The sequence below is a fragment of the Aedoeadaptatus coli genome, assembly GCF_900343085.1.
In the GTDB taxonomy this organism is placed as follows: domain Bacteria; phylum Bacillota; class Clostridia; order Tissierellales; family Peptoniphilaceae; genus Aedoeadaptatus; species Aedoeadaptatus coli.
Genome location: NZ_OPYI01000017.1, coordinates 1 through 22,295, shown reverse-complemented (window position 1 = coordinate 22,295; position 22,295 = coordinate 1). Strand labels below are relative to the sequence as shown.

Sequence of the window (22,295 nt, the reverse complement as noted above, 5' to 3'; positions counted from 1 at the left end):
TCCTTTCTTACTTACCGGTCTTACCGACTTTTCTGCGTACGTATTCGTCAACGTAGCGAATGCCCTTGCCTTTGTAAGGCTCCGGCGAACGGAAGCTGCGAATATAAGCGGCGTAGGCGCCGACTTTTTGCTTATCGATTCCCCGCACGATGATTTGCGTGTTGGACGGAACTTCGACTTCGATTCCTTCGGGATCTTCGAGTTCGATGGGGTGGGAGTGACCGAGGTTTAAGTTCAGCTTTTTGCCTTGCTTTTGCGCACGGTAACCGGTACCGATAATTTCCATTTGCTTTTCGTAGCCGTTGACGACGCCTTCGATGTTGTTGGCGATGAGGGTACGATAAAGGCCGTGGAGGGCGCGAATGTTTTTGTTGTCGTTGGGACGCGTGACGACGACTTGATTGTCTTCGACGGCGACGGTAATGGCCGGATCGACTTCCGTTTGAAGGGCGCCCTTGGGGCCTTTCACTTCGACGATGTGGCCGTTGACCTTCACTTCAACGCCGGAAGGGATTTCGATGGGATTCTTTCCGATTCTGGACATCTTTTACTCCTTCCTTTACCAAACGTAGCAGAGAACTTCTCCGCCAACTTGTTCCTTGCGTGCATCGCGGTCCGTCATAATGCCCTTGGATGTGGAAATGACGGCAATACCTAATCCGCCTAATACCTTGGGGATTTCCGTATTCTTTGCGTAAACGCGAAGACCGGGTTTGGAAATGCGCTTAATGCCGCTGATTACTTTTTCGTCGTTTCTACCGTATTTTAATTCTACATTAATTTTGCCTTGCGGGCCTTCTTCAAGCACGTCGTAGCCTTTAATATAGCCTTCCTCGAGAAGGATACGGGCGATTTCCGCCTTCATTTTCGAAGCGGGAATCTCAACAGATTTATGTTTTGCATCGTTGCCATTACGGATTCTCGTAAGCATATCTGCAATAGGGTCTGTCATCATAGTCAATTCCTCCTTTCGGTTAGCCTTACCAGCTTGCCTTTCTTACGCCGGGGATTTGCCCTGCGTAAGCCAGTTTACGGAAACAAATTCTGCAAATACCGTATTTTCTCAGTACTGCGTGAGGGCGACCGCAAATCTTGCATCGGGTGTAGTTTCTGGCGCTGTACTTGTTTTTACGTTTTTGCTTCGCTACCATGGATTTCTTTGCCACAGTTTAACCCTCCTTCTTTGCAAAAGGCATGCCCATCTTTTCGAGGAAGGACTTTGCCTCTTCGTCGGTTTCGGCGGTTGTCACGATGGTGATATCCATGCCGCGCAACGTGTCGATTTTATCGTATTCGATTTCCGGGAAAATCAATTGTTCCTTGAGTCCCAGAGCGTAGTTTCCTCTGCCATCGAATGCCGTGGGTTTGATGCCGCGGAAGTCGCGAACGCGCGGCAGGGCGACGTTCATGAGCTTGTCGAGGAAATCATACATTCTGTCACCGCGCAGGGTAACTTTGCAACCGATGGCGCTGCCTTCACGCAATTTGAAGTTTGCGATGGACTTGCGCGCTTTGGTGATAATCGGTTTTTGGCCGGCGATTAAGGTCAAGTCGTTGACGGCACTTTCCAGTGCTTTCGGATTGTCCTTGGCTTCGCCCAGACCGATATTAATCACGACCTTTTCAAGGCGAGGAATTTGCATGGTGTTGGCATACTTAAACTCGTCCATTAAAGCAGGTGCGACTTCGTTTTGGATTTTTTCTTTTAATCTCGATGTCATCACAGGCCTCCTTACTTATCAGAAATCGTAGCGCCGGAGGACTTCAGGACACGTACCTTCTTGCCGTCTTTAAACTCGTAGCCGATGCGGCTTTTGGTGTTGGTCTTTGTATCGTAATACATGACGTTGGATACGTGGATCGGTGCTTCAACCTTGTTGATGCCACCGGGATTTTGCGGTCCTCTCGGTTTTTCGTGTTTCGTCACGATGTTGACACCTTCGACGACAACGCGGTCAAGTTTCGGAAGGGTGCGAACGACCTTTCCTTTTTTGCCTTTGTCCTTGCCGGAAATGACTTCGACGGTATCTCCTTTTTTGATGCGCATTCTATGCCACCTCCTTAAAGAACTTCCGGAGCCAAGGAGATAATACGCATAAAGTTTTCTCCTCTGAGCTCGCGGGTTACCGGCCCGAAAATACGGGTACCTTGGGGATTTTTATCGTCCTTAATGATGACGGCTGCGTTGTCGTCGAACTTGATGTAGGTTCCGTCGGTACGACGAATGCCTTTTTTCGAACGAACGATGACCGCCTTGACGACGGCACCTTTTTTAACAACGCCACCGGGTGTTGCGTGTTTGACGGAGCAAACAACGATGTCGCCGATGTTGGCATAGCGACGGTTCGTGCCGCCTAATACCTTGATGACGCCCAGTTCTCTTGCGCCGGAGTTGTCAGCAACTCTTAATCTGGTTTCTTGTTGAATCATCCCGAGAACCTCCTTATTTCGCTTTTTCTACGATATTGACGAGGCGGAATCTCTTATCCTTCGAAAGGGGACGTGTCTCCATTGCGCGTACGGTATCGCCGACACTTGCTTCGTTGTTCTCGTCGTGCACCTTGTATTTCTTCGTATTTTTGAATCGTTTATTGTAAATCGGGTGACTCTTGAAGGTTTCGACGGCGACGACAATCGTCTTGTCCATGGCATCGCTTACGACCTTACCGGAGATCACTTTTCGTTGATTTCTTTCCATAAGTTACGCCTCCTTTTCCATGTTGAGCTCGCGCTCTCTTTGGATGGTCTTAACCCGCGCGATGTCTTTCTTCACGCTTTTAATGGTGGACGGATTGTCTAGTTGACCTGTTGCAAGTTGAAAGCGAAGGTTAAAGAGCTCGTTCTTCAACTCGGACACCTTTTTATTCAGCTCGTCACCGGATAAATTGCGGATGTCTTTAATTTTCATTGCTATCGCCCTCACTTTCTTCCTTATTCTTGGCGATAAAACGCGTTTTGATGGGAAGCTTCATGGCTGCGAGACGCATGGCTTCTCTGGCAACTTCTTCTTCGACGCCACCCAGTTCAAACAGAACGCGGCCCGGTTTTACGACGGCAACCCAGTATTCGGGTGCCCCTTTACCGGAACCCATACGGGTTTCAGCCGGCTTTTCGGTAACCGGTTTGTCGGGGAATACTTTGATCCAGATGTTCCCGCCACGACGAATGTAGCGAGTCATGGCACGACGTGCGGCCTCGATTTGATTGGAAGTGATCCAGGTCGGTTCCAATGCTTGGATGCCAAATTCACCGTAGGTGAGCGTATTGCCTCTGTGCGCAACACCTTTCATTCTCCCGCGATGTTGTCTCCGATATTTTACTCTTTTCGGCATTAACATAGTGCTTTCCTCCTCACTTACCGTCTATCTTGGCCTTGGCCTTGATTTCTGCGGTTGCCCCCGCGGCGCTTGTCGTTGTTGCCGCGACGTCTGTTGTCTCGACGATTTCTGCGTCCTTGAGGCGCTTCGGGGAGAACTTCTCCCTTATAGAGCCATACCTTGACGCCGATCTTGCCGTAAGTCGTGTCCGCTTCGGCAAAACCGTAATCGATGTCTGCGCGTAAGGTTTGAAGGGGAATGGTGCCTTCGCTGTAGCCTTCGCGACGGGCCATGTCGGCGCCGCCTAAACGGCCGGAGCATTGGGTACGGATTCCCTTTACGCCTAAGCGCATAACCCGTTGGATGGTTTGTTTCATGGCACGACGGAAGGCGACGCGGCGTTCCAATTGTGCTGCAATGTTTTCGGCGATTAAAGTCGCATCCAGGTCGGGATTTTTGATTTCATCGACGTTGATGACGACGCTTCTGCCGGTTAATTTTTCAAGCGCTTGGCGAAGTTCTTCCACGCCGGTACCGCCGCGGCCGATGACCATGCCCGGTTTTGCCGTGGAGATGGAAATCTTTACCTTGTTGGCAGCCCGTTCGATTTCGATGCGGGAAACGCCTGCTTGGAATAAGTTCTTCTTGATGTATTTACGAATTTCGTTGTCTTCGACGAGGAGATCTCCAAAGTCTTTTTTGTCGGCATACCATTTGGAATCCCAATCTTTAATGATCCCTACACGAAGACCGTGCGGATTTACTTTTTGACCCATTCTTCTCCCCCTTATTATTCTCTTTCGGAAACGACAACGCCGATGTGGCTGGAGCGCTTCAGAATCGGATACGCCATGCCCTTTGCTTTGGGGCGGTAACGTTTCATCGTCGGACCGTCGTTTGCGTAAGCTTCCTTAACAATGAGATCTTCACGATCCAAGTTCAGGTTGTTTTCCGCATTGGCGACGGCGGAGTGAAGAACTTTATAAAGTTCACGGGCGCCGCGCTTCGGCGTGAATTTCAGAAGCGCCAGGGCTTCATCCACTTGTTTGCCGCGAATTTCCGCGCAAATGAAGTTGACCTTCAAAGGAGAAATGCGCACGTATTTTGCAATTGCTCTTGCTTCCATTCGTTACTCCTCCTTACATTCTCGTGGTTTTTTCGCCGCCGCCGTGACCGCGGAAGGTGCGAGTCATGACGAATTCGCCGAGTTTGTGGCCGACCATATCTTCGGTGATGTAGATCGGTACGTGTTTTCTACCGTCGTGAACGGCGATGGTGTGAGACACCATTTCCGGGAAGATCGTCGAACGACGAGACCAAGTTTTTACCACTTCTTTTTTGTTTGCTTCGTTGAGGGCGTCAATTTTCTTCAACAGATGTTCATCTGCGAAAGGGCCCTTTTTAATGGATCTGGACATTGCTTCCTCCTCCCTTATTTCGTTCTACGACGAACGATGTAACGATCGCTCTTCTTGTTTTTCTTACGCGTCTTAAGACCCAGTGCCTTCTTGCCCCAGGGTGTCATCGGGGACGGACGACCGATGGGGGTACGACCTTCACCACCGCCGTGGGGGTGATCAACCGGGTTCATTGCGGAACCGCGGACGTGGGGACGAATACCTAAGTGGCGTTTCTTCCCGGCCTTACCTAAGTTAATCAGTTCGTGGCTGATGTTTCCGACGGTGCCGACGGTGGCGCGGCAGTTGACGCTGACGCGGCGGTATTCGCCGGAGGGCAGACGGAGTTGAGCCATCGTGCCTTCTTTTGCGGAAAGTTGTGCCGAGGTGCCGGCTGCGCGAGCGATTTGGCCGCCCTTGCCGGGGGTCATTTCGATGTTGTGCACCGTAGTACCGACGGGAATAGCGTGCAAGGGAAGGGCGTTACCGATTTTAATGTCGGCATCTTCGCCGGATTCCACTTTGTCGCCGACCTTTAAGCCCTTCGGGGCCAAGATGTAGCGCTTTTCGCCGTCTGCGTAGTTCAACAGGGCGATGTAGGACGTACGGTTCGGGTCGTATTCGATTTGTGCGACCTTTGCGGGTACGCCGTCTTTGGAACGCTTAAAGTCGATGATTCTGTATTTTTTCGCAGCGCCGCCGCCTCTGTGGCGACTGGTGATGCGACCGTGTGCATTGCGGCCGGCCGATTTATTAAGGCTGACGACCAAGCTTTTTTCAGGTTTGCTTCTGGTAATTTCTTCGAAACTGGCGACGGTCATGCCTCTGCGGCCGTTCGTCGTCGGTTTATATCTTTTGATCTCCATGAATGTCCCTCCTTAGGCTTATTGCATGCTGTCGAAGAATTCAATCGGTTGGGAATCATCCGTTAAGGTGACGATGGCTTTCTTCCAGTTGGGACGCTTGCCTACATTCATGCCTTGACGTTTGACTTTGCCTGTCATGTTCATCGTGTTGACCTTGGCTACCTTGACGGAGAAGATCGCTTCGATGGCTTTTTTGATTTCCGATTTGTTGCTCGTCTTCGCTACTTCAAAGGTGTACTTGTTATTTTCCATGTCCATCATGGATTGTTCAGTAATGATAGGACGAATGATGATATCAAAGTTTTTCATTAGTTATACACCTCCACGATTTTGTCCAGCGCATCCTTGGTGAGGATCAGGGAGTCGTATTTTAAGATGTCGTAAACATTCATGGTGCCGACCGTAGAAACTTCTGCATTCGGAAGGTTTCTTGCACTTAATACGACGTTCTTGTCGCTATCTGCCGTGACGATCAATGCCTTTTTGGCGGCGCCCATGTTTTTAAGCGCTTCGCTTAATGCCTTGGTCTTGGGTGCTTCCAGGGCCAGTTGATCGACGACGATGAGTTCTTTTTCTTGAACCTTGGAAGTCAAAACGGATTTCATGGCTAAACGACGGACCTTTTTCGGGGTCGTGTAGCGGTAGCTTCTCGGCTTCGGTGCAAAGACGATGCCGCCGCCGCGCCATTGAGGCGAACGGATGGAGCCTTGTCTTGCACGGCCCGTACCCTTTTGTCTCCAGGGTTTCTTGCCGCCGCCGCGAACCTCTGCGCGAGTTTTGGCGGACTGTGTACCTTGACGTCTGTTGGCCAGAATGTTCTTTACGACCAAATAGACGACGTGTTCGTTAATTTCTACATTAAAGATATCGTCGGAAAGTTCGATTTCTTCTAAGGACTTGCCGGCCATATCTATCATTTGGAACTTAGTCATTATTCGTGTCCTCCTCTCGCTTATTTACCGCTTTTAACCGTGGCACGAACGCGAACGAGTCCGTTTTTCGGTCCGGGAACGGCACCTTTAATTAAAAGGAAGTTGTTGTCGGCATCGACACGTACAACTTCGAGGTTTTGAACGGTGACACGTTCATTCCCCATGCGTCCCATCATGCGGTGGCCCTTCCATACGCGACCCGGGTAGGATGCAGCACCCATACCACCGGGCATTCTGTGGAATTTCGAGCCGTGGGTTTCACGACCGCGACCGAAGTTGTGGCGCTTAATGAGACCTGCGGTCCCTTTACCCTTGCTGGTGCCGGTGACGTCGACCTTGTCGCCTTCTTCGAAAACGGTGACGTTTAATTCGTCGCCGACGTTGAAGTCTTCGCCTTCAGCCAAGGGGAATTCGCGGAGTACCCGTTTGTATTCCACGCCGGCCTTGTCGAAGTGGCCCTTTAAGGGTTTGTTGACGCGTTTTTCTTTTACTGCGCCGGTGGCGACTTGAATCGCTTCGTAACCGTCGATGTCGGTGGTCTTTCTTTGAACGACCACTTGGGGTTCAACTGCCACGACGGTGACGGGAACTTGTTCGCCTTCTTCGGTAAAGATTTGGGTCATGCCAATCTTTTTACCCAATGCATATTTCATAAAATACCTCCATTACAGCGGATTGCCTGGCAATCATATAGTCCGACAGCTTACAGTTTTATCTCGATATCTACACCTGCGGGCAGATTGAGTTTCATTAAAGAATCCACGGTCTTTTGGTTCGGGTTCATGATGTCGATTAAACGCTTGTGCGTTCTTTGTTCGAACTGTTCACGGGAATCCTTGTGATTGTGTACGGAACGAAGAATAGTGATGATTTCTTTTTCCGTGGGCAAGGGTACCGGACCGGATACATCGGCGCCGCTGGCTTTTGTCGCTTCGACAATTCTTTGAGCGGAGCTGTCTAATAACTCGTGGTCATAAGCTTTCAAACGAATTCTGATTTTTTGTTTTACATTTGCAGACATTTAGTCCCTCCTAGTGCATTTTCCTCAACGATAAGGGAAGAGCGCCGATCAACTTAGCCGGGTGTTTTCTGTGCCCCATAAAAAAAGTCGGGCGCTCCGTCGCCCAATTCTCGATTGGACATTCTCGACAATAATTCCCTTTTCCGCAAGCCTCCGATGCGAACACATCTTTGCGCCTGTTTCAAAGCCACCTATTGTGTCAACGCATGTCTCACGCATACCCTAGTATTATACATAAAAAAGAACCTGAAATCAAGGGATTTAGGCATTTTTCAGGGATTGTTTCGAGCCGAAGCTCTTCATCCCGTGTATTTACTTTGGCAACTTAGCTATAATAACCGAAAATTCCTACGATTGCAAGGCTTTTTTCAAAACTTTACATAACGAGCGGCTTATCTTTTTTCCATTGCATCCCTCTGTGATAAAATACGAATGGAAGGACGGTGTCTATGAAACTCTTAATTTTATTTGCAAGCCCCCGGCCTCGAGGAAACACGGTGCAGCTTCTGGAGAAAATCACGGAAGTATTCGACGAATCCGTCGAGATCACCCGCTTCGATCTCTACGGCATGGATTTAAAAAGCTGCATCGCCTGCCGCCGCTGCCAAAAAGTGACCGACAGCTTCCACTGCGTTCACGACGACGACATGCAGGAGATTTTCGACGCGGCCCTCGAAAGCGATCTGATTCTTTTCGCCACGCCGATCTGTTCCTTCTATTTACACCGCCCATGAAAATTGTCATGGACCGTTTGGTCTACGGCATGTGCAAGTACTACGGCGAAACCATGGGGCCTCTCTTTGGGCGGGCAAAACCATCGCCCTTCTTTCCACCTTCGGCTATCCGGAGGAAAAGGCCTCGGATCTGTTGGTCGAAGGGCTTCGGCGCTACGCAAAGCACAACAAATTAAATTTCCTCGGCGCCTACGGCGAGCGCCAGCGCTCTTACAAAGAGCTGTTTATGAACGAGCAGGTAAAAGAAAGAGCCCGCGCCTTTGCAGAAAAGCTTATGGCCTATGGCGACACCTTAAATTAAACGGAATACATGGCTTTTGCTTCATCCAAAAAATCCCCTTTCCCTCGAGGAAAAGGGGATTTTTGTTCGATGCTTTACAGTTCGATGCCGTCTAATTGTTTGCCCGCCATATTTGCGTAGGACAGGCTGACATTCTCCAAAGTGTAGATTTCGAAGACGTCGTCTTCCACGCTGTAGCCTGCTTTCGCCAACATGGGCATGGCTTCCAAGGCGGCCTTTTTGGATTCCGGGGAGGTGATGAATTTTGCTTCGCCGGTGATGCGCAGGGTGTTCATCTTACTGTCAAGGGCGCAGAATTCCGTTTTCGGATTGGCCTTCAATTGTTTGCACATTTTTTTGCGGTTGTCCGTGTAGAAAGCCAATTGGCCTTCAAATTCCATGACGAAACCAATGGGGCGAACGTGGGGTTGATCCCCGTCCGTGGTGGCTGCGTAAAATACTTTGGCGTTGTGTAAATATTCGATCACTTTCATTGCCAGTCTCCTTTTTTTCTTTCAACTTCATCACGATTGTTCCTAATTCTATACCCCATATGGCTTTCGCCACGCAAAAAACGCCCGAGATCCCTCGAGCGTTTTTGTCTTGGATTTATTTTCTGATGACGTAGTCGTCGCCGTCGATGGCGATTTCCAAATGATCTCCATCCATAATGTCTCCGGCGATCAGGGCACGGGAGAGTTTGGTTTCGATGTGGTTTTGGATATAGCGCTTCACGGGCCGTGCGCCGTAGAGCACATTGTAGGCTTCCGACAAGATTTTTTCTTTGGCTTCGTCGGTAGCTGCGATGTGAATGTCTCTGTCTTCCAGGCGACCTTCGATTTCCGCGAGATCCGTATCGATGATCCTGACAATTTCTTCCTTCAATAGGGGCTTAAAGAGGACGATCTCATCCACCCGGTTTAAAAATTCCGGACGGAAGTGTTCTTTCATTTCCCTGTTTACGGCATCTTTCGCTTCCTCGGAGATGGTGCCGTCTTCCGTAACCCCTTCGATTAAGTCTTGAGAACCGATGTTAGAGGTCATGATGATGACCGTGTTTTTAAAGTCCACGGTGCGGCCTTGGTTGTCGGTGAGGCGACCGTCGTCCAACACTTGCAAGAGGATGTTGAAGACGTCGCGGTGGGCTTTTTCGATTTCATCGAAGAGGATGACGGAGTAAGGCTTTCTACGCACAGCCTCGGTGAGTTGGCCGCCTTCGTCGTAGCCAACGTAGCCCGGAGGCGAACCGACCAGGCGGGAGACGCTGTGTTTTTCCATGTATTCGCTCATGTCGATGCGAATCATGTTCCGTTCGTCGTCGAAGAGGGCTTCGGTCAAGGCCTTAGCCGTTTCCGTTTTGCCTACGCCAGTAGGCCCTAAGAAGATAAAGCTTCCGATGGGGCGGTTTTGCGCCTTAAGCCCGGCCCGCGCGCGGAGCACGGCGTCGCTCACGGCTTTCGTGGCATCGGCCTGTCCCACGACGCGCTTTTTCAGGATCTCGTCTAAGTGGAGGAGTTTTTCCCGCTCCGTTTCCGCGAGTTTCGAGACGGGAATGCCCGTCCATTTGCTCACCACTTCGGCGATTTCTTCTTCGGTGACTTCCTCTTTGATGAGTTTTCCGTCGCCTTTTTCTTTGTTTTGCTCTTGCTTTAACTCATCTTCCAATTTCGGCAGTTCGCCGTATTTCAAGGCGGAGAGCTTTTCCAAATCGTAGTTGCGTTCTGCTTCTTCGATTTCGTGGCGCACCCGGTCGATGGCCTCTTTTATATTCTTTTCGCCTTCCAGCTCTTTCTTTTCCGTTTCCCAACGGGCGATGAGGGCGTCGTAATCGGCCTTTTCTTCGGCCAATTCTTCTTCCAGGGCAGCGAGACGCTTTTTCGACGCCTCGTCGGTTTCTTTCTTTAAGGCTTCCCGCTCGATTTCCAGTTGGAGGATGCGACGGCGGATTTCGTCGATTTCCGTGGGCATGGACTCGATTTCCGTGCGCACCATGGCGCAGGCTTCGTCCATGAGGTCGATGGCCTTATCGGGCAAGAAGCGGTCGGTAATGTAGCGATCGGAAAGCAGGGCCGATTGAATGACTGCGCCGTCGGAGATGCGAATGCCGTGATAGATTTCGTATTTTTCCTTCAGGCCGCGCAAAATGGAAATAGTGTCTTCCACTGTGGGCTCTTGCACTTGCACTTTTTGGAAACGCCGCTCGAGGGCCGGATCTTTTTCGATGTACTTGCGGTACTCGTCCAAGGTGGTGGCGCCGATGGTGTGGAGTTCACCTCTGGCGAGCATGGGCTTTAAGAGATTGCCCGCGTCCATGGCCCCTTCGCTCTTTCCGGCGCCGACGATGTTGTGAATTTCGTCGATAAACATGATGATTTCGCCTTCGGAGCTCTTCACTTCGTTTAACACGGCCTTCAGGCGCTCTTCAAATTCGCCGCGGTACTTGGCCCCGGCGATTAAGGCCCCCATGTCCAGGGAGAAGACGGTTTTGTTCTTCAGGCCGTCGGGGACGTCGCCCGCGACGATTCGTTGGGCCAAGCCTTCGACGATGGCGGTTTTTCCGACGCCGGGCTCGCCGATTAAGACGGGGTTGTTTTTCGTGCGGCGGGAGAGGATGCGGATCACGTGGCGCACTTCGTCGTCTCGTCCGATGACCGGGTCCATTTTTCCCTTGGCCGCTTCCGCCGTTAAATCCCGGCCGAATTTATTCAAGGCCTCGTAGGTGTCTTCGGGATTGTCGCTGGTCACGTGTTGATTACCGCGAATTTCTTTTAGGGCGCCCATAAAGCGGTCTTCGTCGATGCCGAATTCCCTAAAGATCCGTTTGTTGTTGACCCCGTCCCCTTTAATCATGGCGAGGTAGAGGTGTTCCACGCTGACGTAGCTGTCGCTTAAGCGTTTCGCTTCTTTCAATGCATCGGTTAAGACGCCGTTCATGGCGCTTGAGAGGCGAGGGCTGGCGCCGGTTTGTTTCGAGAGGCGGCCGATTTCCCTGTCCAAGGCGTTTTCCACTTCCTTTGCGTCCACGCCCATGTAGCTTAATACACGGGGAATGAGGCCTTCGTTGTCGGATACCAAGGCCTTGTCTAAGTGGAGGACGTCCACCTCCGGGTTTCCGTATTCTTGTGCCAAATTTTGCGCGTTTTCCAACGCGGCCATGCTTTTTTGTGTAAATTTATCGATTTTCATATGGCACTCCTTTCATGCTTATTATTTTTACTTTATTTTTTGTGTTTTTCGCTTAATTGTTTGTAGAGCGCTTCTTCTTCCGCGCTTAAATTTTCCGGGTTTACGATGACGAAGCGAACGTAGGCGTCGCCGGTGTGGCCCTTTAAATCCTTCAGTCCTTTTTTGGCCAGGCGCAATCTTTGGCCGCCCTTGGTCTTTTCGGGCACGGTAATGCGAAGCTTCCCGGCGGGAAGATCGCAGGTGATCTTATCGCCGAAATAAGCTTGCCAGGGATAAATGGCTTGGTCCACGACGAGGTCCAGGCCGTGGATTTCCACGCCCTTCGGCGCCGTGACGTGAATCTTAAAGAGAATGTCGCCGTCGACGCCGAATTTATCGCCGCGCACCTTCAGCTTCTTGCCGTCGGTAATCCCCGCCGGTACTTTCACGGGAATGTCCACGGCCTTTCCTCCGATGGTCAGGCTCACTTGCCGGTTCACGCCGTTATAGGCGTCGTCCATGGAGATGGTGAGATCGGTGCTGTATTGGGTTCGCTGTGGCTTGTGGCTACGCCGCGATCCGCCTTTGAGGTCGCCGAAAATATCCCCCATATTGAAGGTGGTGCTTCTGCGCTTCGAGCCTGCGCCTGCGCCTGCGCTCGCGCCGCCGAAGAACATATCGAAGAAATCGCTGAAGTCGCCGCCCCCGCCGGTAGTGTAGGTGTAGCCGTATTGAGACGGATCGAAATTCATGCCGCCGGAGAAATTGCCGGCGCTACCGAATTGATCGTAGGTCTGCTTCTTCTTTGGATCGGAGAGAACTTCGTAGGCTTCGTTGATTTCCTTAAACTTTTCATGGGCCTTTTTGTCGTCGGGATGAAGGTCCGGGTGATATTGCTTCGCCAGTTTGCGGAAGGCTTTTTTTATCGTTTTTTGATCGGCGCTTTTATCCACGCCCAATGTCTTGTAATAATCTTTATATTCCATAAATCACCTCAGTTGACTTTCTTTGACCTTGATTCCATTATAACACCTTCGCCGCGGAATGCAATAGATTTTTTGACCTTGTTTGACTTTTCTTTTAAAAATCCGTCGCGCCGCTTTTCGTTCTTATTCTTACCCTCTTTGCCGAGCTTCATTGAAGAAATCGGTGCTCGCTTTCAATGATTCGTCGAAGATTGTTCGCACGTATTGACCGGATTCTCCTCTCTCTTATGACGGAAACTTTGCACAGATATTACATAATCTTATCGCGACAACGGTAGTTTGCCTTCTTCAGATCTTCCATAATGAAGGTAAGAAATCTTTTCCATTTTATTGTTTCGAAAGGGGATAAAGATGAAACGAAAGTCCCTTCTCTGTCTACTGCTTATGGCCCTTCTTTTAGTCGCTTGTCACGGGGACAATGAAGACAGCGCCCCCGAGGAGAGCGCGTCCCATCCCTCGAACAAAACTTTTTCCGTGGAGGGCTACGATTCGGACACGCTGAAGATCGTCGCCGGCTCGGAAAATAAAATGCTCGAGCCCGTCATCGAGTCTTTCGCCAAAAAGAATAAGGTCAATATTCAAATCGACTACCTGGGTTCTTTGGATATTATGGCTCAATTGCAATCCGGCGAATTGGACTACGACGCCGTCTGGCCCGCCTCGTCCATATGGCTCACCCTCGGCGACAAACACCGCCTCTTAAAGCATACGGAAACCACTTCCATTACGCCGGTGGTCTTCGGCATAAAGCGTTCCCTCGCCGAAGAGCTGGGATTTGTCGGCCGCGATGTCACCACGTCGGAAATCATCCGGGCCATTGAATCGGGCAAACTTAAATTTTGCATGACGTCCGCCACCCAGTCCAACTCCGGCGCCTCGGCCTACTTGGGCTTTCTATCCGCCCTCTCCTCGTCGAAGGACGGTCTGACATCGCAGGATTTGGCCGATCCCGCCCTGCAAAACCAAATCACCTCGCTTTTAAAAGGCGTCGAGCGTTCCTCGGGCTCGTCCAATTGGCTCGTGGATCTCTTCTTGGACGGCGATTACGACGCCATGGTGAATTACGAAACCCTCATCATTCAAACCAACGAACGTTTGGAAAAAGAGGGAAAAGAACCCCTCTACTGCGTCTATCCCGTGGACGGTCTTTCCCTAAGCGATTCGCCCTTGGCCTACGTGGATAAGGGCGACGGCGAAAAGGAAAAACTGTTTTTAGATTTTCAAAAATATATTCTCTCCGACAAAGCCCAAGACGGCATCGAAAAGACGGGCAAGCGTTCAGCCTACGGCACGGTGCGGGAAGAAAACAAAAAGATCTACAAAAAAGAATGGGGCATCGACTTAGACCGCGTCCTCTCCCCTGTTCGCCTGCCCAAGGCCGACGTCATTATGGAGGCCTTAAAGCTCTATCAGGGGCAGTTTAAAAAGCCGGCCCTCACCGTCTATGTTCTGGACTACTCCGGCTCCATGTACGGAAAAGGCGAAGCGCAAATGAACCGCGCCTTGGAACAAGTATTGATTCCGGAAAATGCCGCGAAAAACCTGCTTTTAGGCACGGATAAAGACAAGACCGTCCTCGTTCCCTTTTCCGACACCGTCTACGGCTTCGATTCCGCCGACGGCAACGGCGACGCACTGAAGGCCCTCTACGAAAAATCACAGGGCTATGAAATCGGCGGCGGCACCTCCATGTACGAAGCCATTATCTATGCCTTGGATCACTTGAAGAAAGAAGGCATCGCCATCGAAAACTATTCCCCGGCCGTCGTGGTTTTAACCGACGGTATGGCCAACGGAATGGCCACCATCGACGACCTTCAGGTCGCCTACGACGCCTTGGGCGAAGACGTACCGATTTTCGGAATCCTGTTCGGCGCGGCGGATCCCGAAGAGCTGGATCAAGTGGCGAAGCTTTCGAGGGCTCGGGTCTTCGACGGGCGTGAAAACTTAGTGGAGGCATTTCAACAAGTGAAGGGATACAACTAATATGCGACAAAACTTTTTCGGTGTCAGTGCATCGGTACTTCTGTTTCTGCTCCTCTTTATAGTCCTGAAGTGGCCGCTTCTCGTGGCGACCGTCCTTTCCGTAGGGACCTACTTCGGCGTCTACTACCTGGCGAAGCCGAAGCAAAAAATCGGCGACGTGGAACTGGAAGCCCTGGCCAACGGGGAAGAGTTAAAAGCCCTGTACGACGCGTCGATAATGCATCTTCATACCATGGCTTCCACCGCCCGCGCCATTGAAAATCCGGCCATTCGCGAAAAAGCCCTGGCCCTCGTCGCCACGGGCAACGACATCACGGCCTACTTGAAAGCGCACCCGAAGGCCATCTCCCCCTCTCGCCACTTTCTTGAATACTATTTAAAAACAGGAGAAAAGATCATCACAAATTACCTGAGTCTGAAGCGAGGAAATGTGTCTTCGGAAAAATTTCTCGAGATCGAGGCAAAGACTGATGAGTCCCTGGCACTTTTAAACGGAGTCTACGCAAAGCAGCGGGACGGCTACTACGAAGATCAAATTTCCGATTTGGAAATCGAGACGGAACTTTTGGAAAAAACGTTGAAACTGGGAGGTGATCCGGAATGAAAGAACGGTTCCGCGGATTAATCATCCTTTTGCTGGTCATTGCCCTCGCCGGCGGCTATATGTATTTTCGTGGGTCCAAGCCCCGACAAGTCGCCCTCACCGGCCTCTTAGGCGGCGAAAAAATCGGCCTCTTTGAAAGCGAAGAATTTAAAGACTACATTCAAAAACAGTACGGGCTCACCATGGATTATCGAAAGGCCGGCTCCTTCGACATGGTGCAGGGCTCCCTCGACGGGCAGGACTACCTCTTTCCCGCCAGCCAATTGGCGAGCGAGCTCTTTATAAAAGAAGGCCACCGGGCTCAATCCGACGACATCGTCTTTAATACGCCCATCGTCCTCTATTCGAGAAAAGCCGTCGTCGACGCCTTGAAACAAAACGGCATCGTCACCGAACGAGGGTCCGTCCACTACGTCAACATGGAAAAACTCGCCAAACTTATCGCCGCCGACACCACTTGGGCCGATGTGGGCTTGCCCCAGCTTTACGGCAACGTCCTCGTGGACACCACCGACCCGAACAAATCCAATTCCGGCAATATGTTTCTCGGCCTCTTGGCCAACGCCTTAAACGGCAACCGCCCGGTAAATGGTGCCGACGCGGAGGCGATCATTCCTCAATTGCAAAAGATCTACCGGGTGATCGGCTACATGCCTGCCTCCTCGGCGGATATGTTTAATCAATTCTTAAAACAAGGCTTGGGCGCCTACCCGATCATCGCCGGTTATGAAAATCAACTTTTGGAATTTTCTAAGACCGACCCGGACATTTATGCGCAGGTGAAGGATCAAATCTACATCCTCTACCCCGAGCCCACGGTGTGGTCTTCCCACGTCTATCTGTCTTTAAACGAAAAGGGCGACGTAGGCTTAAAGGCCCTGAAAGATCCGAAGGTTCAGGAAATGGCCTGGAAGAACCACGGCTTTCGCACCGTCGTCTCCGGCACCGCCTCCGCCGACATCTACTCGATCCCGGGCCTTGCTCCCGAAATCACCAATGTCATGTCCATGCCAGACATCGACACCATGTTGTTGTTAATGAACGCCGTAAAATAAGTGACGAAAGGAGCCACACATGACTAACACCAATGAAATCACCCTGGACAGCTTAATGCAGGGACCCATTCAGGAGCAATCCGACATCGACACCCGAGCCATCGCCACAAAAGCGGAAGAAGCCCTCACCCGACTAAGCCCCGAAGAGCGCGCCCGAGTGGATGCATTAAAAGAAGCCATCGACCTTCGCGACTCCCAAGCCCTGGCCGTCTACGGCGCCAATACGCAAAAGGGCGTGGCGCAATTTTCCGCCCAAATTCTTTCGGAAGTGAAATCGAAAGACGCCGGCGACGTAGGCGCCATGATGTCGGATCTCATGCTCGACGTGAAGGATTTGGATTTTTCCTCCTTGGAAGGGGAATCCCTCTTGGACAAGCTTCCCTTCGTGAAAAAAACCAAGCGCTCCGTCGAAAAATTTATCGCCCGCTACGAAGTCGTTGAAAGCCACGTCGACAAGATTCAAGCCCAATTGGAAAGCGCCCGCATGGAGCTGTTGAAAGACATCGGCGTCTTCGACAAACTCTACGACAAAAACGTGGAGTATTTCCGCGAGCTGCAATACTACATTCTCGCCGGGGAAGAAAAAATCGCGGAGTGCCGCGAAAATGTGCTTCCGAAGCTCTATGAAGATGCGAAAAATGCGGACGATCCCATGGCCATGCAGGTGGTCAAGGACTTTGACGAATCGGTGAATCGCTTCGAAAAGAAAATCTTCGATTTAAAGACCTCGAAGACCGTGGCCATTCAAACGGCGCCGCAAATAAAGCTCATTCAAAACAACGACAAGCTCCTCGTGGACAAGGTCACCGACGCCATTACCAACACCATTCCCCTGTGGAAGTCCCAAATGGTCATCGCCCTGGGGACGCAAAAACAGGGTCAAGTGTTGGCCATGCAAAAGCAAGTCTCCGACACCACCAACGAACTGCTTCGAAAGAATGCCGAAAAATTAAAGCAAACGACCTTGGATGTGGCCGAAGAAGCCGAGCGCTCCACCATCGACGTAGAAACCCTTCAAAAGGTCAACGACGAATTGATCGCCACCATCGAAGACTCCATTAAAATCCACGATCGGGCTCGGGAAAATCGAGCCAAGGCCGAAGTGGAGCTGGAAAAAATCGAAAACAGCCTAAAGGCCGCCCTGGAAAATGCCTCCCGTCCGAAAGTAGAGGCCTAAAACTCTACAATAAACGCAGCCCTCTCGAGCCTCCCCCCTCGAGAGGGTTTTTCGTTCACAAAAAAAGAGCCCGCATTTCGCAGGCTCTTTCGCAATGGATCAGAAGCGTTCCACGTGGTTCACAAAGGCATCGACGAAGCCTTGCAAAAAGTCTTCGGTGTCTTTGATCAATTCGCCGTTTTTGTCGAATTTTTCGTGGACGGCGGAGAGATACACTTCCGGTTGTTGAAGGGGAATGAGGTCGACGAAGATCAGATTTTGACGCAGACTGAAATTCGCCGCCATGCCGCCGGATGAACCCACGCTGGCGCTTACGACGGCCGCGGGTTTTGTGCCCCATTTGCTCTTGCCGTAGGGTCGGCTTCCCACGTCGATGGCGTTTTTAACCGCCGGCGCGCAGAGGCGATTGTATTCCGGCGTAAAGAAAATATAGCCGTCCTTCTCTTCCACTTCTTTTCGGAAGCGGCCGTAGCTTTCCGGTTCGTTTTTCTCTTTTTCGTAGTCTTCGTTGTAGAGGGGCAAATCGCCGATTTCGATAAATTCGGCTTCGTAACCCTCAGGGAACATGGCTTTCACTTTTTCTGCGACTTTTCTGTTCCAGGATTCTTTTCTGAGCGAGCCGACAATTAAACCGATTTTTTTCGTCATGATAAACTCCTTTTCCTTCTCAAAACTGTGCTTTCTTCATTTATATCCGAAAGAAAAGAAATTAAACATTACCGGTCCACGTAGCGCTTTAAGTCCCGATCCATGTCCCGTTTTTTCATGGCTTCCCGCTTGTCGTGAAGCTTCTTGCCCTTGGCTTCGGCGATGGAGACCTTCACACGGCCGCGGGTCAAGTGCACGTTCAGGGGCACGATGGTGAAGCCCTCCTGCTCCGTGGCCTTGGCCAGTTGGGCAATTTCTTTTTTGTGCATGAGGAGCTTGCGCTTTCTCAAGGGATCCATATTAAAGCGATTGCCCTGTTCGTAGGGGGCCACGTGCATGCCTTCGATAAAGATCTCGCCCCCTTCGATGGAGCAGTAGGCTTCTTTGATGGCCACGCTGCCCTTGCGAATGCTCTTTACCTCCGTCCCCTTCAAGGCGATGCCCGCCTCGTAGCTGGTTCCGATGTGGTATTCGTGAAAGGCTTTTTTGTTGTTTGCCAAATAGTCTCCGCCGGTATTCTTCTTTTTAGCCACGGGCATCCTCCTCTAATTGAAAGTCGATGCGCCCTAAAATCGGATCGGCGCCGGCCACGACGATGCGCATGGGATCGCCCATGTGAATGGTTTTTTTCGTCCGCTCGCCCACGGCCACGTAGTGATCCTCGTCGAAGCGATAGAAATCGTCCATGGAGGCGTAGCCGATGAGGCCTTCCACCGTGTTGTCCAGTTCGCAGAAAATGCCGAAAGACGTAATCCCCGACACTTTCGCGTCGAAGCTTTCCCCGATGTGATCGGCCATGTATTGGGCCATTTTCACATCCACCACCTTGCGTTCCGCTTCTTGGGCGATTTTTTCCGTGGCGGAAATGTGATCGGCGATGTCCGGGAAAGTTTTATTGTAATGGTCGATGAGTTTCGTGTCCAAAACGTGGTTCAGATCCTGTTTAATGACTCGGTGGATGGTCAAGTCCGCGTAACGGCGAATGGGCGAAGTGAAGTGGGAGTAATACTTGGCGGCGAGGCCGAAGTGGCCGGCGAGTTCCTCGCTGTATCGGGCCTTTTGCATGCTCCGCAAAACCATGGTTTGAATCAATGCCTCTTCGTCTTTTCCCTTGCAGGCCAAGGTCAGCTTTTGAATGTCCTTGGGATGGACGTCTTTGGTGAGATCCAAGTGGTAGCCGAAGGGGCGAATCACCGCGTTTAAAAGGGTGAGCTTTTCAGCATCCGGCTCTTCGTGAATGCGGTAGAGGAAGGGCAGTTTCTTTTTGTGGTAGGTTTCGGACACGGTTTCGTTGGCGAGAAGCATAAATTCCTCGATTAAGTCGTTGGCCTCCCGGTGATCCACCAATCCGATGTGGGTGGGGTGGCCGTCGGCATCCAATTCGATGGCCGGCTCTTCGAAGGAAAAGTCGATGTTGCCCCGCTTATCCCGCATTTTTTTCCGGTTCTTGGCAATTGTGTTTAGAATCGTGAGCTCTTCCGTGAGATCCTCCAGGGATTCGTGAACCTTGCCGTCTTCCAAAAAGTCGCTGACATTGGAGTAGATCAGGCGGCGATCGCTGTTGATCACCGTTTCGGCGATGTGGTAATTGTACACCTTGCCCCCATCGTCTAATTCAAAGATCACGCTCAAACAGAGGCGGTCCACTCCTTCGTTCAGGGAACAGATGCCGTTGGAGAGGGCCTTGGGGAGCATGGGAAGCACTTCGCTTAAAAGGTACACGCTGTTGCCCCGATGGAGGGCTTCCCGGTCCAGGGGGCTGTTTGCCCGCACGTATTCCGCCACGTCGGCGATGTGCACGCCCACTTCCCAATGGCCGCCTTTCATGGGCCGCACGCTCAGGGCGTCGTCGAAGTCCTTGGAATCGGCGCCGTCGATGGTGAAGGTGGGCGCGTCGCGGAAATCTTCCCTGCCCGCCACGGCGGAAAGGCTGACTTTTTGGGGAATGGCGTCGGCTTCTTCGATGACGTCTCGAGGGAATTCCAGATCCAGGCCCATGGCATAGGCGATGGAGAGGATGTCCACGTTTTTGTCGTCGGGATAGCCCAGGACTTCCACGATTTTCCCCTCGGCCTTTTTGTTGGGTTCCGGATACTTTTCAATGTCCACCACAACTTTTTGGCCGTCTTCGGCGCCGTTTTTCCATTTTTTCGGAATGAAGATGTCGTCCGGAATTTTCTTGTCGTCGGGGGTGACGAAGCCGAAGCGCATGGCGTCGTCGTAAACGCCGACGATGCGGTGATTGGCCCGCTCCAATACGGCGACGACGCGGCCTTCGTCGCCCTTGTCCGGATCCTTCGGGGGAATTTTTTCCACGAGGACCCGGTCCTTGTTCATGGCGGAATTCACCTTGGTGCGGTGAATGTACAAATCCTCCATGTCCTCGTCGTCGGGAACGAAGAAACCGAAGCCCTTGTCGTTGCCTTCGAAGGTGCCGGTCATGAGTCCGGCGCGAAGGCTGGCGTGGTAATTCTTATCCTCGTCCCGGTAAAGGGTGCCGTCTTTTACCATATCCTTTAAAAGGCCCTTCATTTCCTTTTGCAGATTGTCGTTGACGTCCAGGGCGCGGAAAATTTCCCGCTTGCTTAGGCCGTCGTTTTTTTCCAAGGCCTCCAGTACCCGGTCTCGAATAGTCATAATGCCTCCTTTGGCTTACAGTTTGCTACCGTAGGTGGTTTTCGCGAACAAATTGGATTCGTAGCTGTAGGTGGTGTCCTTGCGCTCCTTCGCGCGGATTTCGCCCAGCTCAATGACTCGGTTCAATAGCTCGGCGAAAGGAATGCCCACAGGCTCCCATAAGTAAAAGCCCATGGATCCCGGCAAGGTGTTTATTTCGTTGACCACCGGGCCCGCTTCGGTGACGAGAAAGTCGATCCGCGCCGTGCCGCAGGCGTCGATGGCGGTGAAAGCTCTCTTCGCCAAGTCTTCGATTTGTCCTTTTAAGGCAGCGTCCACATCGGCCGGGCAGTTTCTCGCATTCTTCCCCTTGCTCGGGCCGGTTTTCTTGCCGCCGCCCACGTATTTATCCTCGAAGCTCAAAAGATCCTTCCAGCCCACGGGCTCTTCCAGTGCCGAGGTGATCACATCGCCGGCGTAGCCCATGACGGCGCAGTTGATTTCCCGGGGATTTTCCGCGGCCTTTTCGACCAAGATCTTCCGGTCGTAGCTTGCGGCGAGATCCATGGCATCGTCAAGCTCCGCGGCTTCTTTTACCTTCGTGATGCCGATGGAGGAGCCCAGGTTCACGGGCTTCACGAACACGGGATAGCCCAGTTCGGCGACGGCCTTTTTCACGTCGTCTTTTTCTTCACGCCACTGGCGGCGATAAAAACAGATCCCTTCCATAACGGGAATGGCATGGGCGCGGAAGACGTCTTTCATGATTTTTTTGTCCATGCCCACGGCGGCGGAGAGGGTGGAGCAGCCGATGTAGGGAATGTCCATGGTGTCGAAATAGCCTTGAATGGATCCGTCTTCGCCGAAGGTGCCGTGCAGGGCCACGAAGACCATATCCACGTCGGCGTAGACTTCTTCTTTCATGCCGCCCTTGGAAAAGAGGCCGCCTTTTTCCTCCACTTGTCTGTAAAGTTTGCCGCCGCGGCCTGCCTTGAAGTAGACCTCGTAGGCGTCGTCGAAATTTCCTTCCTTGAAGGTTTTGAAATTCGACAGGCTTTCCCCGCCTAAAAACTTGCCGTCCTTGGTAATGTAGACGGGCACGGCCTCGTATTTGGATTTATCTAAATTTTCGATCACTTGCATGCCGGTAATGACGCTGACTTCGTGTTCCACACTGCGTCCGCCGAAAAATACAGCGATTGTTTTCATAATGCGCGTTCTCCCTTCGTGGTAATTCTTTTTTTATTCTATCATAGACGGCGCGAGGAATAATAAAGATCCGTGAAGATTGCGTAAAAAAGATGCACAGAAAAAGCGGCCCGAAAGCCTGCGTGCCAGACTGCAGACAAACTCCGAACAAAACTCGGGGTTTGTCTCTTTTTTGTGTATTTTTTCCATAAATCAGCAAAAGAAGGGCCGTCGCCTCCTCCGTCCCGCTCTTTTCGATCCATCATTAGTGCCAGTTTTTTCATGTTCATGCATGCAAAGGTCAGCACCGCTTTCAGGTCCAT

30 protein-coding genes and 1 pseudogene are annotated in these 22,295 nt (G+C 51.5%); 6 read left to right on the top strand and 25 right to left on the bottom strand.

Features of this window, described 5'->3' with window-relative positions; genetic code table 11:
- Nucleotides 1-7: 7 nt before the first annotated feature.
- From rplF to rpsJ, 17 genes are read right to left on the bottom strand one after another with little or no spacing between them, the layout of a single operon-like run.
- Nucleotides 8-544, bottom strand: coding sequence for a 50S ribosomal protein L6 (rplF, locus tag DG046_RS08625; protein WP_108832109.1), 537 nt, complete (start codon nucleotides 542-544; stop codon nucleotides 8-10).
- 15 nt (nucleotides 545-559) lie between these two features.
- On the bottom strand, nucleotides 560-955 hold the full coding sequence (rpsH, locus tag DG046_RS08620) for a 30S ribosomal protein S8 (protein WP_108832108.1): 396 nt from the start codon (nucleotides 953-955) through the stop codon (nucleotides 560-562).
- A gap of 25 nt (nucleotides 956-980) precedes the next feature.
- Nucleotides 981-1,166, bottom strand: coding sequence for a type Z 30S ribosomal protein S14 (locus DG046_RS08615; protein WP_082941287.1), 186 nt, complete (start codon nucleotides 1,164-1,166; stop codon nucleotides 981-983).
- Nucleotides 1,167-1,169: 3 nt separating this feature from the next.
- A complete protein-coding gene (gene rplE / locus DG046_RS08610) occupies nucleotides 1,170-1,721 on the bottom strand; it encodes a 50S ribosomal protein L5 (RefSeq protein ID WP_108832107.1) in 552 nt (183 codons plus the stop codon).
- A gap of 11 nt (nucleotides 1,722-1,732) precedes the next feature.
- Entirely contained in the window at nucleotides 1,733-2,047 is a 315-nt protein-coding gene (gene rplX / locus DG046_RS08605; protein ID WP_108832106.1) for a 50S ribosomal protein L24, read from the bottom strand.
- A gap of 14 nt (nucleotides 2,048-2,061) precedes the next feature.
- Nucleotides 2,062-2,430: a 50S ribosomal protein L14 gene (gene rplN / locus DG046_RS08600; RefSeq protein WP_108832105.1), complete on the bottom strand. Its 369-nt coding sequence runs from the start codon at nucleotides 2,428-2,430 to the stop codon at nucleotides 2,062-2,064.
- 13 nt (nucleotides 2,431-2,443) lie between these two features.
- Nucleotides 2,444-2,698, bottom strand: coding sequence for a 30S ribosomal protein S17 (gene rpsQ, locus DG046_RS08595; RefSeq protein WP_108832104.1), 255 nt, complete (start codon nucleotides 2,696-2,698; stop codon nucleotides 2,444-2,446).
- A gap of 3 nt (nucleotides 2,699-2,701) precedes the next feature.
- Nucleotides 2,702-2,908 carry a 50S ribosomal protein L29 gene (rpmC, locus tag DG046_RS08590; RefSeq protein WP_108832103.1) on the bottom strand — a complete coding sequence of 69 codons (207 nt, stop codon included), beginning with the start codon at nucleotides 2,906-2,908 and terminating at the stop codon, nucleotides 2,702-2,704.
- Nucleotides 2,898-3,338 carry a 50S ribosomal protein L16 gene (gene rplP, locus DG046_RS08585; protein WP_108832102.1) on the bottom strand — a complete coding sequence of 147 codons (441 nt, stop codon included), beginning with the start codon at nucleotides 3,336-3,338 and terminating at the stop codon, nucleotides 2,898-2,900. Before rplP ends, rpmC begins: the two co-directional genes overlap by 11 nt.
- A gap of 17 nt (nucleotides 3,339-3,355) precedes the next feature.
- Nucleotides 3,356-4,093, bottom strand: a complete 738-nt coding sequence (gene rpsC / locus DG046_RS08580; protein ID WP_108832101.1) for a 30S ribosomal protein S3 — start codon at nucleotides 4,091-4,093, stop codon at nucleotides 3,356-3,358.
- A 14-nt stretch (nucleotides 4,094-4,107) separates the two neighbouring features.
- Nucleotides 4,108-4,443, bottom strand: a complete 336-nt coding sequence (gene rplV, locus DG046_RS08575; RefSeq protein ID WP_108832100.1) for a 50S ribosomal protein L22 — start codon at nucleotides 4,441-4,443, stop codon at nucleotides 4,108-4,110.
- A 13-nt stretch (nucleotides 4,444-4,456) separates the two neighbouring features.
- Complete coding sequence (rpsS, locus tag DG046_RS08570; protein ID WP_108832099.1) at nucleotides 4,457-4,735, bottom strand: 30S ribosomal protein S19; 279 nt, start codon at nucleotides 4,733-4,735, stop codon at nucleotides 4,457-4,459.
- Nucleotides 4,736-4,749: 14 nt separating this feature from the next.
- On the bottom strand, nucleotides 4,750-5,580 hold the full coding sequence (gene rplB / locus DG046_RS08565) for a 50S ribosomal protein L2 (protein WP_108832098.1): 831 nt from the start codon (nucleotides 5,578-5,580) through the stop codon (nucleotides 4,750-4,752).
- A gap of 18 nt (nucleotides 5,581-5,598) precedes the next feature.
- Nucleotides 5,599-5,889, bottom strand: coding sequence for a 50S ribosomal protein L23 (gene rplW, locus DG046_RS08560; RefSeq protein WP_108832097.1), 291 nt, complete (start codon nucleotides 5,887-5,889; stop codon nucleotides 5,599-5,601).
- Complete coding sequence (gene rplD / locus DG046_RS08555) at nucleotides 5,889-6,512, bottom strand: 50S ribosomal protein L4 (protein WP_108832096.1); 624 nt, start codon at nucleotides 6,510-6,512, stop codon at nucleotides 5,889-5,891. Before rplD ends, rplW begins: the two co-directional genes overlap by 1 nt.
- Nucleotides 6,513-6,532: 20 nt before the next feature.
- On the bottom strand, nucleotides 6,533-7,165 hold the full coding sequence (gene rplC, locus DG046_RS08550) for a 50S ribosomal protein L3 (RefSeq protein WP_108832095.1): 633 nt from the start codon (nucleotides 7,163-7,165) through the stop codon (nucleotides 6,533-6,535).
- Between the two features lie 50 nt (nucleotides 7,166-7,215).
- Nucleotides 7,216-7,533 carry a 30S ribosomal protein S10 gene (gene rpsJ / locus DG046_RS08545; protein WP_108832094.1) on the bottom strand — a complete coding sequence of 106 codons (318 nt, stop codon included), beginning with the start codon at nucleotides 7,531-7,533 and terminating at the stop codon, nucleotides 7,216-7,218.
- Between the two features lie 449 nt (nucleotides 7,534-7,982).
- Here rpsJ and DG046_RS08540 point away from each other — a divergent pair, with 449 nt between their 5' ends.
- Entirely contained in the window at nucleotides 7,983-8,267 is a 285-nt protein-coding gene (locus DG046_RS08540) for a flavodoxin family protein (RefSeq protein ID WP_108832093.1), read from the top strand.
- 31 nt (nucleotides 8,268-8,298) lie between these two features.
- Entirely contained in the window at nucleotides 8,299-8,568 is a 270-nt protein-coding gene (locus DG046_RS08535; protein ID WP_108832092.1) for a hypothetical protein, read from the top strand.
- A 74-nt stretch (nucleotides 8,569-8,642) separates the two neighbouring features.
- Here the strand turns inward: DG046_RS08535 and DG046_RS08530 are convergent, their stop codons facing one another.
- The 3 genes from DG046_RS08530 to DG046_RS08520 all read right to left on the bottom strand — a co-directional run bounded on the left by DG046_RS08530 (nucleotide 8,643) and on the right by DG046_RS08520 (nucleotide 12,698).
- Nucleotides 8,643-9,041, bottom strand: coding sequence for a pyridoxamine 5'-phosphate oxidase family protein (locus tag DG046_RS08530; RefSeq protein ID WP_108832091.1), 399 nt, complete (start codon nucleotides 9,039-9,041; stop codon nucleotides 8,643-8,645).
- A gap of 115 nt (nucleotides 9,042-9,156) precedes the next feature.
- Complete coding sequence (gene clpB / locus DG046_RS08525; protein ID WP_108832090.1) at nucleotides 9,157-11,733, bottom strand: ATP-dependent chaperone ClpB; 2,577 nt, start codon at nucleotides 11,731-11,733, stop codon at nucleotides 9,157-9,159.
- Between the two features lie 32 nt (nucleotides 11,734-11,765).
- The gene (locus DG046_RS08520; protein ID WP_108832089.1) at nucleotides 11,766-12,698 is read right to left on the bottom strand and encodes a DnaJ domain-containing protein; all 933 of its coding nucleotides are present in this window, start codon (nucleotides 12,696-12,698) and stop codon (nucleotides 11,766-11,768) included.
- Nucleotides 12,699-13,049: 351 nt separating this feature from the next.
- On the opposite strand from DG046_RS08520, the gene DG046_RS08515 reads away from it, so the two are divergent.
- Genes DG046_RS08515 through DG046_RS08500 form a run of 4 tightly spaced genes read left to right on the top strand, consistent with a single transcriptional unit; the run spans nucleotide 13,050 to nucleotide 17,520 of the window.
- Complete coding sequence (locus tag DG046_RS08515) at nucleotides 13,050-14,684, top strand: substrate-binding and vWA domain-containing protein (protein WP_108832088.1); 1,635 nt, start codon at nucleotides 13,050-13,052, stop codon at nucleotides 14,682-14,684.
- Nucleotide 14,685: 1 nt separating this feature from the next.
- Nucleotides 14,686-15,288 (top strand): 5-bromo-4-chloroindolyl phosphate hydrolysis family protein, encoded by a 603-nt coding sequence (locus tag DG046_RS08510; RefSeq protein WP_108832087.1) that lies wholly within the window; start codon nucleotides 14,686-14,688, stop codon nucleotides 15,286-15,288.
- Nucleotides 15,285-16,343, top strand: coding sequence for a substrate-binding domain-containing protein (locus DG046_RS08505; protein WP_108832086.1), 1,059 nt, complete (start codon nucleotides 15,285-15,287; stop codon nucleotides 16,341-16,343). Before DG046_RS08510 ends, DG046_RS08505 begins: the two co-directional genes overlap by 4 nt.
- 19 nt (nucleotides 16,344-16,362) lie before the next feature.
- Nucleotides 16,363-17,520: a toxic anion resistance protein gene (locus tag DG046_RS08500; protein WP_108832085.1), complete on the top strand. Its 1,158-nt coding sequence runs from the start codon at nucleotides 16,363-16,365 to the stop codon at nucleotides 17,518-17,520.
- A gap of 99 nt (nucleotides 17,521-17,619) precedes the next feature.
- Here DG046_RS08500 and DG046_RS08495 read toward each other — a convergent pair whose 3' ends face one another.
- The 5 genes and pseudogenes from DG046_RS08495 to DG046_RS08475 form a co-directional block, all read right to left on the bottom strand.
- Nucleotides 17,620-18,168 (bottom strand): NADPH-dependent FMN reductase, encoded by a 549-nt coding sequence (locus DG046_RS08495; protein WP_108832084.1) that lies wholly within the window; start codon nucleotides 18,166-18,168, stop codon nucleotides 17,620-17,622.
- A 68-nt stretch (nucleotides 18,169-18,236) separates the two neighbouring features.
- Nucleotides 18,237-18,701 (bottom strand): SsrA-binding protein SmpB, encoded by a 465-nt coding sequence (gene smpB / locus DG046_RS08490; protein WP_234411492.1) that lies wholly within the window; start codon nucleotides 18,699-18,701, stop codon nucleotides 18,237-18,239.
- Complete coding sequence (gene rnr, locus DG046_RS08485; RefSeq protein WP_108832082.1) at nucleotides 18,694-20,805, bottom strand: ribonuclease R; 2,112 nt, start codon at nucleotides 20,803-20,805, stop codon at nucleotides 18,694-18,696. Before rnr ends, smpB begins: the two co-directional genes overlap by 8 nt.
- 15 nt (nucleotides 20,806-20,820) lie before the next feature.
- Nucleotides 20,821-21,993, bottom strand: a complete 1,173-nt coding sequence (locus DG046_RS08480) for a D-alanine--D-alanine ligase family protein (RefSeq protein WP_108832081.1) — start codon at nucleotides 21,991-21,993, stop codon at nucleotides 20,821-20,823.
- 41 nt (nucleotides 21,994-22,034) lie between these two features.
- Nucleotides 22,035-22,295: pseudogene (locus tag DG046_RS08475) on the bottom strand (hypothetical protein); the annotation flags it as partial.

Excerpts from the sequence above, each read along its gene's own strand:
- rplF (WP_108832109.1), bottom strand. The coding sequence starts at position 544 with ATGTCCAGAATCGGAAAGAATCCCATCGAAATCCCTTCCGGCGTTGAA.
- rpsH (WP_108832108.1), bottom strand. The coding sequence starts at position 955 with ATGATGACAGACCCTATTGCAGATATGCTTACGAGAATCCGTAATGGC.
- rplE (WP_108832107.1), bottom strand. The coding sequence starts at position 1,721 with ATGACATCGAGATTAAAAGAAAAAATCCAAAACGAAGTCGCACCTGCT.
- rplX (WP_108832106.1), bottom strand. The coding sequence starts at position 2,047 with ATGCGCATCAAAAAAGGAGATACCGTCGAAGTCATTTCCGGCAAGGAC.
- rplN (WP_108832105.1), bottom strand. The coding sequence starts at position 2,430 with ATGATTCAACAAGAAACCAGATTAAGAGTTGCTGACAACTCCGGCGCA.
- rpsQ (WP_108832104.1), bottom strand. The coding sequence starts at position 2,698 with ATGGAAAGAAATCAACGAAAAGTGATCTCCGGTAAGGTCGTAAGCGAT.
- rpmC (WP_108832103.1), bottom strand. The coding sequence starts at position 2,908 with ATGAAAATTAAAGACATCCGCAATTTATCCGGTGACGAGCTGAATAAA.
- rplP (WP_108832102.1), bottom strand. The coding sequence starts at position 3,338 with ATGTTAATGCCGAAAAGAGTAAAATATCGGAGACAACATCGCGGGAGA.
- rpsC (WP_108832101.1), bottom strand. The coding sequence starts at position 4,093 with ATGGGTCAAAAAGTAAATCCGCACGGTCTTCGTGTAGGGATCATTAAA.
- rplV (WP_108832100.1), bottom strand. The coding sequence starts at position 4,443 with ATGGAAGCAAGAGCAATTGCAAAATACGTGCGCATTTCTCCTTTGAAG.
- rpsS (WP_108832099.1), bottom strand. The coding sequence starts at position 4,735 with ATGTCCAGATCCATTAAAAAGGGCCCTTTCGCAGATGAACATCTGTTG.
- rplB (WP_108832098.1), bottom strand. The coding sequence starts at position 5,580 with ATGGAGATCAAAAGATATAAACCGACGACGAACGGCCGCAGAGGCATG.
- rplW (WP_108832097.1), bottom strand. The coding sequence starts at position 5,889 with ATGAAAAACTTTGATATCATCATTCGTCCTATCATTACTGAACAATCC.
- rplD (WP_108832096.1), bottom strand. The coding sequence starts at position 6,512 with ATGACTAAGTTCCAAATGATAGATATGGCCGGCAAGTCCTTAGAAGAA.
- rplC (WP_108832095.1), bottom strand. The coding sequence starts at position 7,165 with ATGAAATATGCATTGGGTAAAAAGATTGGCATGACCCAAATCTTTACC.
- rpsJ (WP_108832094.1), bottom strand. The coding sequence starts at position 7,533 with ATGTCTGCAAATGTAAAACAAAAAATCAGAATTCGTTTGAAAGCTTAT.
- DG046_RS08540 (WP_108832093.1), top strand. The coding sequence starts at position 7,983 with ATGAAACTCTTAATTTTATTTGCAAGCCCCCGGCCTCGAGGAAACACG.
- DG046_RS08530 (WP_108832091.1), bottom strand. The coding sequence starts at position 9,041 with ATGAAAGTGATCGAATATTTACACAACGCCAAAGTATTTTACGCAGCC.
- clpB (WP_108832090.1), bottom strand. The coding sequence starts at position 11,733 with ATGAAAATCGATAAATTTACACAAAAAAGCATGGCCGCGTTGGAAAAC.
- DG046_RS08520 (WP_108832089.1), bottom strand. The coding sequence starts at position 12,698 with ATGGAATATAAAGATTATTACAAGACATTGGGCGTGGATAAAAGCGCC.
- DG046_RS08515 (WP_108832088.1), top strand. The coding sequence starts at position 13,050 with ATGAAACGAAAGTCCCTTCTCTGTCTACTGCTTATGGCCCTTCTTTTA.
- DG046_RS08510 (WP_108832087.1), top strand. The coding sequence starts at position 14,686 with ATGCGACAAAACTTTTTCGGTGTCAGTGCATCGGTACTTCTGTTTCTG.
- DG046_RS08505 (WP_108832086.1), top strand. The coding sequence starts at position 15,285 with ATGAAAGAACGGTTCCGCGGATTAATCATCCTTTTGCTGGTCATTGCC.
- DG046_RS08500 (WP_108832085.1), top strand. The coding sequence starts at position 16,363 with ATGACTAACACCAATGAAATCACCCTGGACAGCTTAATGCAGGGACCC.
- DG046_RS08495 (WP_108832084.1), bottom strand. The coding sequence starts at position 18,168 with ATGACGAAAAAAATCGGTTTAATTGTCGGCTCGCTCAGAAAAGAATCC.
- rnr (WP_108832082.1), bottom strand. The coding sequence starts at position 20,805 with ATGACTATTCGAGACCGGGTACTGGAGGCCTTGGAAAAAAACGACGGC.
- DG046_RS08480 (WP_108832081.1), bottom strand. The coding sequence starts at position 21,993 with ATGAAAACAATCGCTGTATTTTTCGGCGGACGCAGTGTGGAACACGAA.